This is a genomic window from Blastococcus carthaginiensis (assembly GCF_030731085.1).
Classification (GTDB): Bacteria; Actinomycetota; Actinomycetes; order Mycobacteriales; family Geodermatophilaceae; genus Blastococcus; species Blastococcus carthaginiensis.
The window spans coordinates 1-16,846 of record NZ_JASNFN010000031.1; the positions used below are offsets into that span (position 1 = coordinate 1).

Below are 16,846 nucleotides of genomic sequence, written 5' to 3' on the forward strand. Positions count from 1 at the left end.
AGCTCCTCGAACAGCTCGGCGAGCAGCCACATGAGGAAGGTCGAGAACAGCGCCGGCCGGGTCCTGGACGGCGGTCAGCTCCCCCGCGGTGACGACGCCGCGGCCGTCCTCGGTGGTGCGCAGGACGTCGGTGGGCTCGAACTCCGGCTCGCCGAAGAAGACGTCACCGCCGAGCTCGGCCAGCGCGATCAGCTTGCGCAGGATGACCCCCGCGGTGGCCGTGGAGAGCCCACCGAGATTCCTCAGCTCAGGCTCGCCCTCGTCGGACAGCAGCCACTGGACGACCGCCCGGAGATCTTGGAGGTCGAGCAGCGGCAGGCCCGCGCCGTCGGCGTAGTGGTAGATCAACCCGAGCGAGCTCTCCTGGGTGGCGTTGAGATCGAGGTCCTTGGACAGCAGCAGCGGCCCGAAGTCGGTGAGCGTGCAGCGCACCGGCACGCCGGTCCCGAGCCCGCCGAGCGCGAGGAACTCCACCGGGTACGCGGTGGGCTGCCAGCGGTGCCCGGTGTGCGCTGCGCGCTGGCTGATCCGGTCGCCGGGGGTGCCGGCCCGGGCGAGACCGCTGAGGTCGCCCTTGACGTCGGCGAGCACCACCGGCACCCCGGCCGCGGAGAGCTGCTCGGCGACCAGCTGCAGCGTCTTGGTCTTCCCCGTGCCCATCGCACCGGCGATCAGCCCGTGCCGGTTGAGCATCGCCAGCGGTACCCGCACGCCTGCCCCCGGGTGCGGGACGCCGTCGTGGACCACCGACCCGAGCTCCACCGCGGGCCCCGCCGTGGCGTAGCCGGACGCGATCCGGCCGGCCGGGTCGCCGAGAGTGGTGGTGCCGGCTGCTGCGTCGTCCTCGCTCACGGCGCGGACGGTATCGGCAGCCCGGGACGAGCGCCGTCCGGATCAGGGGAGACGGCAGCGGAATCAGGGTCCGGTCAGGGGCTTCCCCGATGTGGCGGAGGGGCCGGTGCGCGCAGGCTCGAGGCATGACAGCAGCGGTCCTCGAGCGCTCCCCGCTTCCCCGGGCGGACATCGGCATCGAGGTCCGACCCGCGCCGGTCGCAGTGTGGCTGCGGAGCGACCGGACGCCGGCGCAGTTCGCCCGGTTCGTGCTCGTCGGTGGCTCGGCCAACCTCGTCTACCTGGGGCTGTTCCTGTTCCTGGCGGGCCTGGGCGACCAGGCGGCCAACCTCGGGGGCGTCGTCGTCTCGACCGCCGTCGCCAACGAGCTGCACCGCCGGCTGACCTTCCGCGCCGCCGACCGCGCCGGCTGGGCGACGGCGCAGTGGGCCGGCGGGGGGCTGGCGCTCGCGGGGCTGGCGGCCACCAGCCTGGCGCTGGCCGCGCTGGACCCGTGGACCGCCTCGGCCGGTCCGCTGGGGGCGGTGGGCGTGGTGTGGGCGGTGACCGCGGTCGTGGGGGTTGCCCGGTTCGTGGGGCTGCGGTGGGCGGTCGGCGGCGCAGCCGGCCCGAGCCGGGTGATCCTCGGGGGGCGCTGGGGCCGCCCCCTGGCGGAGCACCTCCTCACCCCCGACGATGGGAGCGCCGCCCGCAGAGGTCGGCGACGCACCGGGAGGTCGGATGGACGCCGCACGACTACGCGAGATGCAGGCCCCGCTCAAGCAGCGCTACCGCGACGACCCGCCGTCGGCGTGCGCGGAGATGGAGGCGCGCGCCGACTTCGCCGACCCCGGCATCACCTGCACGGTGCAGACGTGGGCGGGGCCGGCCCGCGCGGGCCTGCACCCCGCCACCGGTGGCGACGGCTCGGACGCCTGTTCGGGCGACATGCTGCTGCAGGCGCTGTTGGCCTGCGCCGGCGTGACGATGCGCAGCGTGGCGACGGCGATGGGCGTGGAGATCCGGTCGTCATCCCTCACGGCCCGCGCCGCCATGGACGCCCGGGGCACGCTCGGCGTCTCGCGGGAGGCACCGGTCGGGCTCGGCCCGATCACCGTGGACGCCGATCTGGACACCGACGCCGACGACGCGACGCTGGCGAGACTCGCCCAGCTCACCGAGCGGTACTGCGTGGTGGCCCAGTCGCTGGCCGCTCCGCCCCGGCTCACCGTGCGCCGCACGGGCTGACCGGTCCCGGGCCGGGTCAGGCGGCGGCCGGCTCCTGCGCCGGTCGCCGTCCGCGCTGCACCGCCAGCACCCCGGCGACGGCGACCAGCACGCCCACCACCGGCGGGATGAACCACCCGGCCTCGCTGCTCCACCAGGCGGCGAACGCGGCCAGCACGTAGACGGCGAGGTTGCGCCACTCGAACGCGGGCAGCGTCGAGGCCGCCGGCATGCCGGCCCGCCAGCGGGCCAGGAAGTCGCCGATGACGACGCCGCCCAGCGGCGGGATGAGGATGCCGAGCCACACCAGGTACTGGATGAGGTTGTCGTAGATGCCGGTGATGGCCAGCAGCGTGCCCAGCACGACGCCGCCGATGACGAACGGCTTCTTCGACCGGGAGTTGGCGATCTCCGCGCCCGCGACGCCGAAGTTGTAGGCGGTGTTGTCGTTGGTGGTCCACAGGTTGGCGACGAGGAAGACCAGGCCCCAGCCGACCAAGCCGAGCTGGAACAGTACTTCGACGAAGTCGCCCTCGCCGAAGGAGATCGCGCCGATCGCGCCGAACCCCAGCATGAGCAGCTCACCGATCAGGAACGCGATGAGGCAGGCCCAGAAGCCGGCCGACGGCGTCTTCGCGAACCGGGTCCAGTTCGGGGCCTGGGTGCCGCCGGAGGCGAAGGTGCCGACGACGATGGTGACCGCGGCGGCGATCGTCATCGTCTCGCTCGGCACGGTCGCGGACAGGCCGCTCCACCCGCCGACCTCGTCCAGCGACCGCCAGGTCACCCAGCCGGCGAGGACGAGCAGCAGCGGGACGGAGACGACCGACAGGGCGTACATGCCCTTGTAGCCGTAGTAGGCGGTGACGCCCATGATGGCGCCACCGGCGATCATGAGCGCGATCTCGATGCCCCGGCCCGACCAGTCCAGCGCGCTCGCGGTGAGCCCGGCCAGCGTCGCGACCGTGACGCCGTACCAGCCGACCTGCGTGCCGCCGAGCAGCAGCGAGGCGAACTTGGCGCCCGTGGTGCCGAGCGAGTAGCGGCACATCATCACCGTCGTCAGCCCGGTGCGGGCGCCGATGCCACCGATGGCGGCGACGTACACGCCGAGGACGGCGCTGCCGAGCAGCAGCACCCAGATCAGCGTGCCGACCTCGAAGGCGGCCCCGATCTGGGCGCCGGCCAGCATCGTCGGCGTGAAGAAGGTGAAGCCCAGCAGCACGATCGCCAGGGAGAACAGCGACTTGCGGGCGTGCCGGGGGACCGGGTCGATGGGGTAGTCGGGATCGACCTCGCCGGCCACCTGCGCGACGTCGTCCCGGCTGCGGGTGCTGCTCATCTGCCGACCTCCAAGTTGACGGGGTCGTGGGCCCCGATCGCGACCTCGGCGGCGCCGAGGTCGTCCTCTCCGATGTCCTCGTTCCAGACCGCCGGGTGCGCGGCGATGAATCCGGTCATCAGCTGCGCGCACTCCGGGTCGTCGAGCACCACGACCTCCACGCCGTGCTCGGCCAGCCAGTCGTGCCCGCCCGAGAAGGTCGTGGCCTCGCCGATGACCAGCCGGGAGATGCCGAACTGGCGCACCAGCCCGCTGCAGTACCAGCACGGCGACAGGGTGGTGACCATGGTGGTGCCCCGGTAGGTCGGCTGCCGCCCGGCGGCCCGGAAGGCCGACGTCTCGCCGTGCATGGAGGGGTCGCCGTCCTGCACCCGCCGGTTGCGGCCGCGGCCGAGCACCGCGCCGTCGGGGCCGATGAGGGCCGCGCCGATGGGGATGCCGCCTTCGGCCAGCCCGGCGCGAGCCTCCGCCACCGCCACCGCGAGCCACGATCGGGCCGTCGCGTCGCCCAAGGGAACCGTCACGTGCCGTCGTCCTCTCACCCGGGCGCCTGCGCTCTCCGCCGCGCCGACGAGCAAGAGGCTGGCCGAGGTCCGACCCGGTAGGCAATGCTGCGGCCGTCAGAGATCGGTGCAGAGATCCACGACAGAACGTCGGGAGGTGTCGCTGATGGGCCTGACGCTGCAGGGGTTCCTCGACCTGCCGTCGGTCCGCGACGCCCGGCCGGAGGAGGCCGTCGCGCCCGGTGCGCCGGACCTCGCCGTCCGGTGGGTGCACTCGAGCGAGATCTACGAGATCGGTCCGCTGCTGTCGTGCGGCGACCTGCTGCTGACCACGGGACTCGGCCTGGCCGGCGTGGACGCCGGGGCGCGCCGGCACTGGGTGCGCGAGCTGGCCGCGCGCCGGGTCGCGGGGGTGGCGGTGGAGCTGGGCAGGTCGCTGCCCGACCTGCCGGCGGAGGTGCGCGACGAGGCCGCGCGGCAAGGCCTGCCCCTGTACGTCCTGCGGCAGGTGGTGCCGTTCATCCGGATCTGCGAGGAGGCCAACGGCGCGATCCTGCATGCCGACGCGCCGAGGTTGCGGATGGTCGACCGGGTGCTGGGCGAGGTGCACGCCGCGCTCGCGGCGGGCGGCGGGACGCCGGAGGTCGTGTCCTGCGCGGCCGCCGCGACCGGCGGGCCGGCGGCGCTGGTCACCCGGTCCGGGCAGCTGGTCGCCGCCGCCGGTGTCGGCGGGCAGCGGGCGGCCGAGCGGCTGCTGCGCCGCCCCGCGGCCTCGGCGCCGGTGCGGCTCTGGGACGTCGACTGGGGGGCGGTGCTGCTCGGGACGGGTCCGGGCACCGACCCGGCGGGGCTGCAGCTGCTCGCCGCCCGCCTGGCGAGCGTGGCGGCGGTCGCCGTCGGCCAGTCCGGCGCCGGATCACCCGGCGCGGTCGCGGCGCCGCTGCTGTCCGACCTGCTCGCCGACGCCGTCCCGGGCACCCGCGAGCTGCTGGTGCGGGCCGGGCTGGCCGGCTTCCATCCCTCACCGGAGGCGCGAGTGCTGGGGATCGCCGCGTCCGCGCCCGACCCGCGGCAGGTGCTGGCGTCCTGGGCGCACCTGGCCGTGTCGGCCGGCCTCGAGCTGCTGGCCGACCGGGTCCGGGGCGAGGCGCTGGGGCTGGTCGCCGTGCCGGCCGCGGCGAACCGGCCGGATCCGGCGGGTTGGCTGGCCGCAGCGCTGCCCGAGGACAACGCGGTCACCACCGTGGGGCCCGTGGTGCCGCTGGCCGAGGCGGGTCACTCGCTGCGCGAGGCGCACGACGCGCTGCCCATGGCGACCCTGCTCGGCCGAGGTTCCGTCGTCACCCGCGACCTCACCCTCCTGCGGCTTCTGGGCCGGCTCGACGACCGGGCGCTCACCCGGATCGTCGAGGACGCACTCGCGCCGCTCACCGCCTGGGACGCTGCCTACGGCAGCGACCTCGTGCGCACCCTGGCGGTGCACCTGCGGTACGGCGGCAGCAGGACGCGGACCGCCGAGGCGCTGCACGTGCAGCGGCAGTCGCTCTACCAGCGGCTGGCCCGCATCGAGGCGCTGCTGGGGCGGCCGGTCGACGATCCGACGTCGCACGAGCACCTCGTCGTCGCCACCAGCGCCGTGTCGCTGCTCGACGCCCGGGCTCGGCAGAGCGCGGGCGTCCACCGCAGGCGTTGAGTGAAGGGCCTGCCCACGGGCCCCGGAGAGGCCAGGATGGCGCCCGGCGGCGGGCCCGGGACCGGGCGGCGGGTGGACGGTGCGCTGCCCGAGGACGGCGGCGGCCTGGACCGGCTACATCACTCCCAGCGGGACGACGTCGGCGGTGGCTGCGGCAGTCGTGACCGCCGCCGCCGGGGGACAGCGCTACTTCTTGCACGCCTTCAACGCGCTGGAGCACGCGGCGCTGCGCTGGCTGGCCGACCTCTGCGAGGTGTCGGCGTCGTGGCAGGGGTCTTCACCAGCGGCGGGTCGACGGCGAACCTCGTCGCGCTGGGCGCCGCCCGCCAGTGGGCCTACGAGCAGGTGGGGGCCGACGTCGGGGCGGACGGCGTCCCGGGCGGGCGGCCCGGGCGGATCTACGTCTCGGTGGAGGCACACCGGACGGTCCACCGGTCGGGGGCGGTGCCCGGGCTCGGCCGGGCAGCGTCCGCGAGCTGCCGGTCGACCACCGTCGGCCTGTTCGGCTTCCTGCTGCCGCAGGTCCAGGTGCGCCTCCTGACCCAGAAGACGTGGTAGGTCACCCGACCGGGTGCTCGTGCCCCCGATCGGGCCGTGTTCTGTCCACAGATCGCCTGACGTCACCCCATCGGACTGATCCGTTTCCCTACAGTCCCGGGCGATTCGACTGCTCGCGGTTCGACGGGGGATGGGCGTGCCGACTGCTCTGGACGTCGTGGACGGTGAGGTCCGCGAGCTGATCCGCCGGCGTGGGCTGGACCCGTTCACCGATCCGGGCCCGGTGCGGCTGCTGGTGCGCGACGTCGTCGCCGACTACTCCGAGCGGTCGCTGACCTCGGCGCTGCCGCCGATCGGCGACGTCGAGTCCGTGGTGCGGGACGTGCTGGACCGGGTGGCCGGGTTCGGGCCGCTGCAGCGCTACCTGGACGACCCGGAGGTCGAGGAGATCTGGGTCAACGAGCCCGGCCGGGTGTTCGTCGCCCGGCGGGGGCGCAGCGAGCTGACCACCACGATCCTGGCGCCCGGCGAGCTGGCCGACCTGGTCGAGCGGATGCTGCGCACCTCGGGTCGACGGATCGACATGTCGACTCCGTTCGTCGACGCGATGATGCCCGACGGCTCCCGGCTGCACGTGGTCATCCCCGACATCACCCGGCGCCACATGGCGGTCAACATCCGCAAGTTCGTCCTACAGGCCCACTCGCTGGACGAGTTGGTCGCGCTGGGCACGCTGACCGCGCAGGCCGCCCGCTTCCTCGAGGCCGCCGTCGCCTCCGGGCTCAACATCCTGGTCTCCGGCGGCACGCAGGCCGGCAAGACGACGCTGCTCAACTGCCTCTGCGCCGCCGTCCCGGCCCGGGAGCGGGTGATCACCTGCGAGGAGGTCTTCGAGCTGCGGGTGCCGCTGCCCGACGTCGTCTCGATGCAGACCCGCCAGCCCAACCTCGAGGGCGCCGGGGAGATCCCGCTGCGCCGGCTGGTGAAGGAGGCGCTGCGCATGCGGCCCTCCCGCATCGTCGTCGGCGAGGTGCGCCAGGAGGAGTGCCTGGACCTGCTGATCGCGCTGAACTCCGGGCTGCCGGGCATGTGCACGCTGCACGCCAACAGCGCCCGCGAGGCCGTGGTGAAGATGTGCACGCTGCCGCTGCTGGCCGGGGAGAACATCGGGACGTCGTTCGTCGTCCCCACCGTCGCCTCGAGCGTCGACCTGGTCGTGCACGCGGGCACCGACGCCGACGGCCGGCGCCGGGTGCGCGAAATCGTGGCGCTGCCCGGCCGGGCCGAGGACGGGGTGATCGAGACCGCCGACGTCTTCACCAGCCGGGACGGTCGCCTGGTCCGGGCCGACGGCTACCCGCCGCACCCCGAGCGGTTCGCCGCCGCCGGTTTCGACCTCGCCGGCCTGCTGGCATGACGGAGTCCGGCGCGATGCTGGGGCTGCTGCTCGGGGTCGGCCTGTTGCTGATCTGGCGCAGCGGGTCCCGCGCGCCCAAGCCGCGCACCGACCCGCGCCGGCCCGGGCGCCGGCAGGAGCTCCTGGCCGCCGCCGGGCTCACCGGCATCAACGGCGCCCAGTTGCTCGCCCTGCAGATCGGTCTGGGCCTGCTGGCGACCGTCGTCGTCCTGGTCAGCACCGGCACGGTGACCGTCAGCCTCGCGTTCGGCCTCTTCGGCTTCCTGCTCCCGCACGTGCAGGTGCGCCGGCTGGCCGGTAAGCGCCGCGCCGACCTGCGGGAGGTGTGGCCCGAGGTCGTCGACAACCTCGCCTCGGCCGTGCGGGCCGGCCTGTCGCTGCCCGAGGCGCTGGCGGCGCTCTCCACCCGCGGGCCCGAGGTGCTGCGGCCGCCGTTCGCCCGGTTCGCCGCGGAGTACCGCTCCAGCGGCCGGTTCGGGCCGTGCCTGGACCGGCTCAAGGACGACCTCGCCGACCCGGTCGGCGACCGCATCGTGGAGACGCTGCGGGTGGCCCGCGAGGTCGGCGGCACCGACCTCGGCCGCGTGCTGCGGACCCTCTCGACCTTCCTGCGCGAGGACGCCCGGGCGCGGGCGGAGCTGGAGACCCGGCAGGGCTGGGTGGTCTCGGCCGCGCGCCTGGCCGTCGCTGCACCGTGGGTCGTGCTCCTGCTGCTGGCCACCCAGTCGACGACGTTGGCCGCCTACGACTCGGCGATGGGCACGGTGATCCTGCTCGGCGGCGGGGCGGTGTGCCTGGTGGCCTACCGCCTGATGCTGCGGATCGGGCGGCTGCCCGAGGACGTGCGGGTGCTGCAGTGAGCGGGGTGCTGCAGTGAGCGCCGCCGTCGTGGGCATGCTGCTCGGCCTGCTGGCCGCGACCGGGCTGGTCCTCGTGCTGACGTACGCGCCGCCGTTCCGGTCGGTGCGCCTGGTCGACCGGCTGGCGCCCTACGTGCACGACACCCCGCCGCCGTCGCGGCTGCTCGGCACCGCGACCGAGCCCGGGCTGCTCACCGCGGTGCGCCGCATCGCCGGCCCGTCGATCAGCAACGGCGCCCGGGTGGTCGACCGCCTCATCGGCGGCCGGGCCGCGGTGCGCCGCCGGCTGGATGCCCTCGGCGGAGAGCTCACGGTCGAGGACTTCCGCATCGAGCAGGTCCTCTGGGGTGGGCTCGGGCTGCTCGCGACGGCGCTCGTCGTGACGGTCGGCTCGGTGGCCGCCGGCGACCTCGATGTGCTCTCGGCCGGGCTGTTCTGCGTCGCGGGCCTGGTCGGCGGGGTGCTCGGCCGCGACTGGTGGCTCACCCAGCAGGTCAACCGGCGCGAGGAGCTGCTGCTCGCCGAGTTCCCGGTGGTCGCCGAGCTGCTGGCGCTCGCGGTGACCGCGGGGGAGAGCCCCACCGCCGCGATCGCGAGGGTCACCCGGCTCTCCGGTGGCGAGCTGGCCCGCGAGCTGGCCGCGGCGCTGGGCCGGGCACGGGCGGGCGTACCGCTGACCGATGCACTGCAGCAGGTCGCCGACCGGACGTCGCTGGATCCGCTGGCCCGCTTCATCGACGGGCTGCTCGTGGCCATCGAGCGCGGCACCCCGCTGGCCGAGGTGCTGCGCGCCCAGGCCGCGGACGTCCGGGAGGCCGGCAAGCGCCGGCTGCTCGAGGCCGGCGGGCGGAAGGAGATCGCCATGATGGTGCCGGTCGTCAACTGCTAACTTTTCAGCGTGTCGAGCCGAGCACTGATCTACGCCCGCCAGAGTCTGGACCGCTCCGGCGAGGGAGCGGCCGTCGACCGGCAGATCATCGACTGCCGGCGCCTCGCCGAGCAGCGCGGGTGGACGGTCGCCGACGTCATCACCGACAACGACCTGTCGGCCAGCACCGGGAAGGCCCGCCCGGGGTACGAACGCCTGCTGACGGCGATGCGCGCGGGGACGGTGGACGTCGTCATCGTGTGGGCGGTGGACCGGCTCACACGACGGCTGGTGGACCTCGAGCAGGTCATCGCGCTCTGCGAAGGCACCGGGGTGCGCCTGGCCACGGTGACCGGCGACCTGGACCTGTCCACGGACACCGGCAGGATGCTCGCCCGCATCCTGGCGTCGGTGGCCCGCGGCGAGGTGGAACGGAAGGGCGCCCGACAGCGTCGCGCGAACGAGCAGCGCGCGATCGCAGGGGTGATGGGCTGGACTCGCCGCCCCTTCGGCTACGACCGGTCCGACGTCGGGGTGGTGGTCGTCGAGGACGAGGCCGCCGCGCTCAAGGCCGCAGCGGAGACCGTGCTCGCCGGGGGGACCCTGGCCGCCGCCGTCCGGGCCCTCGACGAGCGGGAGCTGGCCACCACGGCAGGCAAGCCGTGGAACGTCACCAGCCTGCGCCGCGCGCTGCTCAACCCGCGGTACGCCGGCCGGGTGACCTACGGCGGTGTCGACGTCGCCGCGGGAAAGTGGCCGGTGATCCTCGACGAGAGCACCCAGGAGCGGCTGGCCGAGGTGCTGCGCGACGTGAAGCGCCGGGTGCAGCAGGGCACGGCGCTGCGCTACCTGCTCTCGGGGCTGGCTCGGTGCGGGCGGTGCGACGGCGTCATGTTCGCCACCCCGATGAAGAACCGCGGCACCCCGTACATGGGCTACCGGTGCCCGGCGTGCTACCTCTCGCGGCGCCTGGACCTGGTCGACGGCGTGGTGGAGGCGGTCGTGCTGGGGCGCCTGGCCCTGCCGGACGCCGCGGACCTCCTCTCCCCGGCCGAGGACGTCGCCGGGCTGCGGGCGGAGGTGGGCGACCTGCTCGAGCGGCGGGACCAGCTGGCCGGGCTGCTTGCTGATGGGCTCATGTCCGCGAAGGTGGTGCGGGAACGCTCCTCCGAGCTCACCGGCCGCATCCAGGCGCTGCAGGGGCGGATCAGTGCCGCGCTCGGGGACTCGCCGGCGGCACAGCTGGCGTCCGCCGAGGATGTGGCCGAGGCGTGGGCGGCCATGAGTGTCCGGGAGCGGCGCACCGTGGTCGATCTGCTGATGGCCGTGACGATCCTGCCCGCAGGAAAGGGGCGCGCATTCGACCCCGAGCAGGTCCACATCGAGTGGCGCTCCGGCGTGTCGTCACCGGCAGCTGACACGTCGCCCATGTAACGTGCTGCCGTACGTCGATCCCGCGGTCGGCGTCGACGCCAAGCGGACGGGCCGCACAACCCGGGGCGGTCAGCGCGGGCACCGTCAGGGGAAGAACTCGGTGACACCCAGCACCGGCCAGCACGGCCCTGAGAGGGCTTGCTGGCTGCTGCCTGGGAGAGTCCCGTGCCAGCTGCATCCCCATCCGAGCGCGCCCGCGAGAGCTGGGCCCGCACTCCTGACCGAGCTGCCCGCCTGGCGCCGGCGCTCACGGCCCGCAAGGTCTACGCCGCCGAGCGGTATATCCAGCGGCTGATCGACTCGGCGCCGCCGCTGTCTGACGAGCAGCGCGCCCGCCTGGCCGCCATGCTGGCCCCGAAGTCCAGCGGGACCGCGGCGTGAACGCGAAGAAGGGGCGGCCCGCCAGCCGCCCCTCCCGAGACTCTGCCGCCACCAAGCTGCTGCGCCTCACCGCCGATGGTAGCGGCGCTGGCGACAGTTCGGCCCTGCCACAGGCAGGTGCCCGATGAGCGCCCCCGGCCGTTACTCGCAGCTGTGCTCGGCGCGCGGGGAGGTCCAGCGGGCCGAGCGTGCACGGCGCAACGAGCAGCGCATCTCGGCCGCGCCGCTGCCGGGTCTGTGGCCGAAGCCCAGCTCGGAAGCGGCGTCGGTGCCCGCGGCACTGCGTCGCCGCCAGGCCGCCGCGCGCCGGCTCCCTCCGCTGGCTGACGGGCGCCGCGACCCGATCGCCCCGCCGCGCCACCAGGTCGTGCTCGAGGTGGAGGTCGGCAAGCGCACCGCGTGGTTCTACGGGCTGACCCGGCGCCAGTTCATCGCTTTGTGTCGTCGAGCCGGGGTCGCCCGGTGGATGGAGGACACCCGCACGTTCTGCGTGCACGTCGAGGACTCGGCGGAGATGCTTGCCGTCGCCGAGCACGCGCTGCGCTGGCGGACGGTAGTGACGGCGGTGAACCGGTGACCGCCGCCCTGGGGTTGGTCGACCCCTACGCCGGCGTGCCGGCCCCCGAGCACCCTCCGGGTGAGGGCCCGCCGACCGGTCGGCGGAAGGTCACACTCACCGCGGCATCCGGTGTGCAGCTCCGCGCCGTCCGCTGGCTGTGGGACGGGAGGCTGCCGCTCGGTTCGCTCGCCCTGATCGGCGGACGGGAGGGCATCGGGAAGTCCACCGCCGCCTACACCCTGGCCGCTGACATCACCCGCGGCGAGCTCGACGGGCACCACAAGGGCACCCCGCGAGCGGTCGTCGTCTGCGCCACCGAGGACTCGTGGGGGCACACCATCGCCCCCCGGCTCCTGGCGGCCGGCGCCGACCTCGAGCAGGTGTATCGCGTCGACGTGACCACCAGCGAAGGCGTCGACGGGGGGCTGTCCCTGCCCGCCGACATCACCGGGCTGGAGCGGGAGATGAACCGGGTCGGTGCGGCGATGCTGCTCCTCGACCCGCTCATGTCCCGGCTCGACTCGGCGCTGGACACCCACAAGGACTCCGAGGTGCGGCAGGCGCTGGAGCCCCTCACCGCCCTGGCCGACCGCACCGGCGCCACCGTGCTCGGGCTCATCCACGTCAACAAGGGCCGCACCAGCGACCCGCTCACCTCCCTCATGGGCTCCCGGGCGTTCGCCGCCGTCGCCCGCTCCGTCCTCTACGTCGTCGCCGACCAGGACGACCCCGGCCTGCGCCTCCTCGGCCTGGCCAAGAACAACCTCGGCCGCGGCGACCTGCCCACCCTGCGGTTCCGCATCGAGTCCCACCACGTCACCGACACCGACGAAGGACCCATCTGGACCGGACGCCTCGCATGGGCCGGCGAAGACCCCCGCTCCCTCACCGCCGTCCTCGAAGACAGCCACGACACCAGCGACAACCGCACCGCCACCACCGACGCCGGCGACTGGCTCCTCGGCTACCTCGCCGACAACGGCGGCACCGCCCCCAGCGCCGACATCAAGACCGACGGCGCCCGCAACGGCCACTCCTACGACGCCCTCAAGCGAGCACGCACCCGCCACGGCATCGAGTCCACCAACAGCGGCTTCCCCCGCCGCACCTACTGGTCGCTGCCCAACACCCAGACAGGAGACGACGCGTGACCCCCAGTCGGAGCACCCAGTCAGAGCACAGTCAGGGGAGAGCGCTCCAACTGCACTCACTGCTCCCACTGGCCCAGTCGGTGCAGTCAGCGCAGTCGGTGCAGTGCGCGCGCACCCCGCGCGAGCTGCTCCCACTGCAAGCCCCAGAACGGGTCGAGGAGATGGCCAACCGGTCTGTCGTCATCTCGCTGTCGATCTGCCGGAACCCCCGCACGCACGCGCGCACAGCACCTGCGCCCCAGCCTCGGGAAGGTGTGTACGGGATACGCCTGTTTACTGTACGGTCCGGGGCATGGCGCCAGCTCTGCAGCACCAACCTCCCCGCGCGATCGGCTACGTGCGGGTGTCGACCGACGAGCAGGTCAGCAGCGGCTTGGGCCTCGCAGCCCAGCGCGCGGCCATCGAGGCTGAGGCCGGCCGCCGCGGCTGGGACCTCCACGTCCTCGCTGACGAGGGGCGGTCGGCGAAGGACCTCAACCGCCCGGCGCTCACCGAGGCACTGGACCGGCTCGACCGCCGGCAGGCCGATGTCCTGGTCGTCGCCAAGCTCGACCGGCTGTCCCGCTCCGTCGGCGACTTCGGCGCCCTGCTCGACCGGGCGGCCCGCCGCGGCTGGTCAGTGGTCTGCCTCGACCTGGGGGTGGACACCACGACACCGGTCGGAGAGTTCACCGCGAACGTCGTCGTCTCTGCGGCGCAGTACGAACGCCGGCTCATCGGCCAGCGGACCCGAGACGCGCTCGCTGCGGCCAGGGCCAGGGGCACCCGTCTCGGTCGCCCGCAGGTGCTCAGCGGCGACGTGGTGGCCCGCATCGTGGGATTGCGACGGGGCGGTGCCAGCTTCCGGGCGATCGCCGCGCAGCTGGAGGCTGATGGGGTGCCGACCGCTCGAGGTGGCGCCACCTGGCACGCCTCGACGGTCAAGGCGGTGTGCGAGTCCCAGGCGGCTGCTGTCCTGGGCTGAGGGTGTCGGTACTACCGACTCCCTTGGCGGTGCCCGATGATCCCGGCCGGACGGTTCCCGGAGCCGGGAAGCGCCCTGGTCGAGGAGGGGGTACGCGCTGGACGAGTACCCCTTGCGGGTCGCCGGCTGGCTGACGGCCTGGTGGTGACGGTGTTCGGGAGGCCGGTGACGCAGGGGTCGAAGACGCGCACCCGGTGGGGGGTGCGGGACGACAACGGGGACCGGTTGCGGCCGTGGCGGGAGGCGGTGAAGCAGGCGGCGCTGGATGCCGTCGGTGCTGCCGACCCCATGAAGGGTGTCCAGAGTGTGGACCCCCTTTCTCCCGGGGGCGGGAAGAAGGGGGTCGGTACTGCTGACCCCCTCGGGGTGTCCACGGGGACGGACATCCTCACCAGTAGTGAGGGTGGTGCGTACTCCGCACACCCTTGGGAGCGTCTCGAGGGTCCGGTGTCGGTGTCGGTGGTGTTCACCTTCGACCCGCCGAAGTCGGCGCCGAAGTCGCGGCGGTGCTGGCCGGTCACCCGTAGCAGCGGTGACCTGGACAAGCTGTGCCGGGCGGTGTTCGACGCCCTGACGGATGCCGGGGTGTGGCGGGACGACAGCCAGGTGGTGCGGCTGGCCGCGTCGAAGGTGCACGTCGGGGACCCGTGGTCGCTGCACGTCCCGGGGGCGTGCGTGACGGTGCGGGCGGTGGGGTCGTGAGCGGTCCGGAGGGTTGGGTGCCGGAGTTCCCTGGGCAGCGGCCGCCGTTGAACGGGCCGCCGGGGAACACGCTGGCGCTGCAGCACGGGGCGTACTCGCCGCGGGTGATCGACCCGTTGGCGGCGCAGATCCGGGCGTCGGTGTTGGAGGACCCGGCGACGGACTACTTGGCGGCGGCGAGGTTCGCGCCGGCGGTGTGGGCGTGGTCGCGGGCGGAGGCGCAGGTGCAGGTGCTGACGGAGTACCTGGCGAAGGCCGCGGAGGCGACCGGGGACGGCGTCGGTGACCTGGCCGAGGACCGGGTGCGGTCGGCGTACCTGCTGCTGCACCGGGCAGAGGCTCGGGCGTTGTCGGGGCGGCGGGCTCTGGGCCTGGATCCGTTGGCGGCGGCGCGGCTGGGGCGTGACAAGGCGGCGGCGAACGTGGACACGGCCCGGTTGATGGCGGAGCTCCACCGGCAGGAGCAGGAGCGGGAGCGGTTGGCCGCGGAGTCGGAGCGGGTCGACGGCGAGGCCGTCGAGGACGGGGAGCAGTCGTGACGATGTCGGTGACAGAGCTGGAGGCGGCCCGCCGGGACCCGGTGGTGTTCGCGGACGTGATGATCGGCCGCCCGCTGTGGCCACACCAGGTCGAGGTGGTGCGGTCGCAGGCTCGCTACCGGGTGATCTGCGCCGGGCGTCGGGCGGGGAAGTCGCACGTGTACGGGGTGCTGGCTCTGCACACGGCGTTCTCCCGGCCGGGCATGAAGGTCCTCATCGTGTCGGCGGGTGAGGTGGCGGCGAAGCGCCTGTTCGCTGAGGTGTCGAAGATGGCGAAGGCCCCGCGGTTGGGCGGGTCGACGGAGGACGAGACGACGTCGACGCTGGTTCTGTCGAACGGGTCGACGGTCGAGTGCGTGCCGGCGTCGGCGAAGCAGGTGCGGTCGGCGGAGGCGGACCTGCTGATCGTCGACGAGGCCGGGTTCGTGCCGCAGGACATCTGGGAGTCCGCGGAGCCGGTGGTGCTGGCCCGCCCCGGATCGCGGGTGCTGCTGTCGTCCACGCCTTGGGGGGCGCTGGGGCACTTCTTCCGCCAGCTGTGGCGGCAGGGGATGAGCTCGCCGGATCGGTGGGTGCAGTCCTGGCACTGGCCCTCCAGCGTGTCCCCGCTGGTCGACGTCCAGTTTCTCGAGCAGATCCGGAAGCGGTCGGCCCCGGACTACTTCGCCCGCGAGTACCTGGCCGAGTGGACCGACGACGGGTCGTCGTACTTCCCGGTGGCCGAGCTGGAGGCCGCGGTCGCGGACTACTCGCTGCTCGCCCCGGAGGAGGCCACGGGCTGGCCGGCTGTCGCCGGCGTCGACTGGGGGTTCAAGCGTGACGCGAACGCCCTGGTCCTCGTCAGCGTGCTCGACGACGGGGGGCTCAACGTCGACCGGTTCCCCGACAGCCCCGTGTTCTACGTGCCGTGGCTGGAGCAGGAGCACCAGCTGCCCTACGCCCAGTTCGTCGACCGGGTGGTCCAGGTCGGGGAGTACCGGCCGGGCGCCTGGACGGGGCAGAACGGCTACTGGCTGCCGTGGGTGCTGGCGGAGGAGAACGGGCCCGGTGAGCCGGCGGTGCAGGCCCTCCGGCAGGCCGCCCGCGCCCGCTGGGGCCGGTCGACGCCCGTGCGCGGTGTGTGGACGACCAACCGGTTGAAGGTCAACGGGTACGGGGCGCTGCGATTGCTCATCCAGCAGGGCCGCATGGTGCTCCCGCGGCACCCGGAGCTCCTCAAGCAGTTGCACGCCCTGCAGACGGAGATGCTGCCCGGCGGTGGGATGCGCATCGAGGTGCCGGACAACGTCGGCCACGACGACCTCGCGGACGGCCTCATGCAGTGCATGGCGTCGGTGCGCACCGGGCCGATGTGGCGCCGAACCGAGCTCAACGAGCAGGGCTTCTCCACCCGCTCATCCGGCGAGGAGCTGGCCACGGCGGCCGGCACACGGCTGCTGTCGAAGCCGGTGCCTCTGGACTTCTCGCAGGCCTTCCGTGCCCCTCGTGCCGGCGACGGCGACGACGACTGGTGAGCCTCGGCTAGGCCGCGACGTGACCGAACTGGGAGGCGAGGGCCTCGTGGTCAACGACTCCGACGACGGGTTCGACGCGGAGGCGGTGCACAGAGCGGTCACCGAGGAGTCCCAGGGCCGCTCGGCCGGAGGGGTGCGCCCTGAGGGCGGCTGGTGATCAGCCGGGCCAGCCACACAGCTGCTGGTCGACGCACTCCCACCGCGTGAGCGTCGAGTTCAGATCGCTGTCCAGCTCGCGGATCACCGTGCGCCTCTCGCGCACGCGGCTGCCGCACTGCGGGCACTGGTCGGGGCGCTGCTGCGTCGGCTCCATGTCCGGCACCGTAGGCCCTCACCGGCCGTCAGGCGGTTACGCGTGCGTAA

At 73.9% G+C, this 16,846-nt stretch carries 19 protein-coding genes and 2 pseudogenes; 16 read left to right on the forward strand and 5 right to left on the reverse strand.

The features are described from left to right. The coding region (locus tag QOZ88_RS19220) for a hypothetical protein (RefSeq protein WP_306001380.1) at positions 1-50 on the reverse strand (50 nt) is incomplete at its 3' end. A gap of 97 nt (positions 51-147) precedes the next feature. Further along, a pseudogene (locus QOZ88_RS19225) lies at positions 148-693 on the reverse strand (helicase HerA-like domain-containing protein); the annotation flags it as partial. A gap of 284 nt (positions 694-977) precedes the next feature. Here QOZ88_RS19225 and QOZ88_RS19230 point away from each other — a divergent pair. Both QOZ88_RS19230 and QOZ88_RS19235 read left to right on the forward strand, forming a co-directional pair. Next, positions 978-1,433 (forward strand): annotated as a pseudogene (locus tag QOZ88_RS19230) (GtrA family protein); the annotation flags it as partial. A 139-nt stretch (positions 1,434-1,572) separates the two neighbouring features. After that, positions 1,573-2,079 carry an OsmC family protein gene (locus tag QOZ88_RS19235; RefSeq protein WP_306001317.1) on the forward strand — a complete coding sequence of 169 codons (507 nt, stop codon included), beginning with the start codon at positions 1,573-1,575 and terminating at the stop codon, positions 2,077-2,079. A gap of 16 nt (positions 2,080-2,095) precedes the next feature. Here QOZ88_RS19235 and codB read toward each other — a convergent pair whose 3' ends face one another. Continuing rightward, the gene (gene codB, locus QOZ88_RS19240; RefSeq protein WP_306001318.1) at positions 2,096-3,400 is read right to left on the reverse strand and encodes a cytosine permease; all 1,305 of its coding nucleotides are present in this window, start codon (positions 3,398-3,400) and stop codon (positions 2,096-2,098) included. Then, the gene (locus QOZ88_RS19245) at positions 3,397-3,924 is read right to left on the reverse strand and encodes a nucleoside deaminase (RefSeq protein WP_306001319.1); all 528 of its coding nucleotides are present in this window, start codon (positions 3,922-3,924) and stop codon (positions 3,397-3,399) included. Before QOZ88_RS19245 ends, codB begins: the two co-directional genes overlap by 4 nt. Positions 3,925-4,069: 145 nt before the next feature. Between QOZ88_RS19245 and QOZ88_RS19250 the strand changes: the two genes are divergently transcribed. From QOZ88_RS19250 to QOZ88_RS19315, 14 genes are all read left to right on the forward strand, one after another. Next, complete coding sequence (locus tag QOZ88_RS19250; protein WP_306001320.1) at positions 4,070-5,596, forward strand: helix-turn-helix domain-containing protein; 1,527 nt, start codon at positions 4,070-4,072, stop codon at positions 5,594-5,596. A 264-nt stretch (positions 5,597-5,860) separates the two neighbouring features. Further along, on the forward strand, positions 5,861-6,154 hold the full coding sequence (locus QOZ88_RS19255; protein ID WP_306001321.1) for a hypothetical protein: 294 nt from the start codon (positions 5,861-5,863) through the stop codon (positions 6,152-6,154). Between the two features lie 136 nt (positions 6,155-6,290). After that, positions 6,291-7,511: a CpaF family protein gene (locus tag QOZ88_RS19260; protein ID WP_306001322.1), complete on the forward strand. Its 1,221-nt coding sequence runs from the start codon at positions 6,291-6,293 to the stop codon at positions 7,509-7,511. Next, on the forward strand, positions 7,508-8,371 hold the full coding sequence (locus QOZ88_RS19265) for a type II secretion system F family protein (RefSeq protein ID WP_306001323.1): 864 nt from the start codon (positions 7,508-7,510) through the stop codon (positions 8,369-8,371). Before QOZ88_RS19260 ends, QOZ88_RS19265 begins: the two co-directional genes overlap by 4 nt. Before the next feature lie 13 nt (positions 8,372-8,384). Continuing rightward, positions 8,385-9,260, forward strand: coding sequence for a type II secretion system F family protein (locus tag QOZ88_RS19270; protein ID WP_306001324.1), 876 nt, complete (start codon positions 8,385-8,387; stop codon positions 9,258-9,260). A 9-nt stretch (positions 9,261-9,269) separates the two neighbouring features. Next, positions 9,270-10,673, forward strand: coding sequence for a recombinase family protein (locus tag QOZ88_RS19275; RefSeq protein WP_306001325.1), 1,404 nt, complete (start codon positions 9,270-9,272; stop codon positions 10,671-10,673). Positions 10,674-10,838: 165 nt separating this feature from the next. Then, on the forward strand, positions 10,839-11,054 hold the full coding sequence (locus QOZ88_RS19280) for a hypothetical protein (protein WP_306001326.1): 216 nt from the start codon (positions 10,839-10,841) through the stop codon (positions 11,052-11,054). 124 nt (positions 11,055-11,178) lie between these two features. Then, positions 11,179-11,631 (forward strand): hypothetical protein, encoded by a 453-nt coding sequence (locus QOZ88_RS19285; RefSeq protein WP_306001327.1) that lies wholly within the window; start codon positions 11,179-11,181, stop codon positions 11,629-11,631. Beyond that, positions 11,628-12,764: an AAA family ATPase gene (locus tag QOZ88_RS19290; RefSeq protein ID WP_306001328.1), complete on the forward strand. Its 1,137-nt coding sequence runs from the start codon at positions 11,628-11,630 to the stop codon at positions 12,762-12,764. Before QOZ88_RS19285 ends, QOZ88_RS19290 begins: the two co-directional genes overlap by 4 nt. A 292-nt stretch (positions 12,765-13,056) precedes the next feature. Beyond that, a complete protein-coding gene (locus tag QOZ88_RS19295) occupies positions 13,057-13,728 on the forward strand; it encodes a recombinase family protein (RefSeq protein WP_306001329.1) in 672 nt (223 codons plus the stop codon). 288 nt (positions 13,729-14,016) lie between these two features. Further along, a complete protein-coding gene (locus QOZ88_RS19300) occupies positions 14,017-14,430 on the forward strand; it encodes a RusA family crossover junction endodeoxyribonuclease (protein WP_306001381.1) in 414 nt (137 codons plus the stop codon). After that, entirely contained in the window at positions 14,427-14,969 is a 543-nt protein-coding gene (locus QOZ88_RS19305) for a hypothetical protein (protein ID WP_306001330.1), read from the forward strand. The genes QOZ88_RS19300 and QOZ88_RS19305 overlap by 4 nt, the downstream gene beginning before the upstream one ends. A 2-nt stretch (positions 14,970-14,971) precedes the next feature. Beyond that, on the forward strand, positions 14,972-16,483 hold the full coding sequence (locus QOZ88_RS19310) for a terminase large subunit domain-containing protein (protein WP_306001382.1): 1,512 nt from the start codon (positions 14,972-14,974) through the stop codon (positions 16,481-16,483). 19 nt (positions 16,484-16,502) lie between these two features. Then, positions 16,503-16,640 (forward strand): hypothetical protein, encoded by a 138-nt coding sequence (locus QOZ88_RS19315; RefSeq protein ID WP_306001331.1) that lies wholly within the window; start codon positions 16,503-16,505, stop codon positions 16,638-16,640. Here QOZ88_RS19315 and QOZ88_RS19320 read toward each other — a convergent pair whose 3' ends face one another. Beyond that, the gene (locus QOZ88_RS19320; RefSeq protein WP_306001332.1) at positions 16,641-16,796 is read right to left on the reverse strand and encodes a hypothetical protein; all 156 of its coding nucleotides are present in this window, start codon (positions 16,794-16,796) and stop codon (positions 16,641-16,643) included. It lies immediately after the preceding gene. Positions 16,797-16,846: the final 50 nt, after the last annotated feature.

Excerpts from the sequence above, each read along its gene's own strand:
- QOZ88_RS19310 (WP_306001382.1), top strand. The coding sequence starts at position 14,972 with ATGTCGGTGACAGAGCTGGAGGCGGCCCGCCGGGACCCGGTGGTGTTC.
- QOZ88_RS19285 (WP_306001327.1), top strand. The coding sequence starts at position 11,179 with ATGAGCGCCCCCGGCCGTTACTCGCAGCTGTGCTCGGCGCGCGGGGAG.
- codB (WP_306001318.1), bottom strand. The coding sequence starts at position 3,400 with ATGAGCAGCACCCGCAGCCGGGACGACGTCGCGCAGGTGGCCGGCGAG.
- QOZ88_RS19300 (WP_306001381.1), top strand. The coding sequence starts at position 14,017 with ATGAAGGGTGTCCAGAGTGTGGACCCCCTTTCTCCCGGGGGCGGGAAG.
- QOZ88_RS19250 (WP_306001320.1), top strand. The coding sequence starts at position 4,070 with ATGGGCCTGACGCTGCAGGGGTTCCTCGACCTGCCGTCGGTCCGCGAC.
- QOZ88_RS19235 (WP_306001317.1), top strand. The coding sequence starts at position 1,573 with ATGGACGCCGCACGACTACGCGAGATGCAGGCCCCGCTCAAGCAGCGC.
- QOZ88_RS19265 (WP_306001323.1), top strand. The coding sequence starts at position 7,508 with ATGACGGAGTCCGGCGCGATGCTGGGGCTGCTGCTCGGGGTCGGCCTG.
- QOZ88_RS19320 (WP_306001332.1), bottom strand. The coding sequence starts at position 16,796 with ATGGAGCCGACGCAGCAGCGCCCCGACCAGTGCCCGCAGTGCGGCAGC.
- QOZ88_RS19295 (WP_306001329.1), top strand. The coding sequence starts at position 13,057 with ATGGCGCCAGCTCTGCAGCACCAACCTCCCCGCGCGATCGGCTACGTG.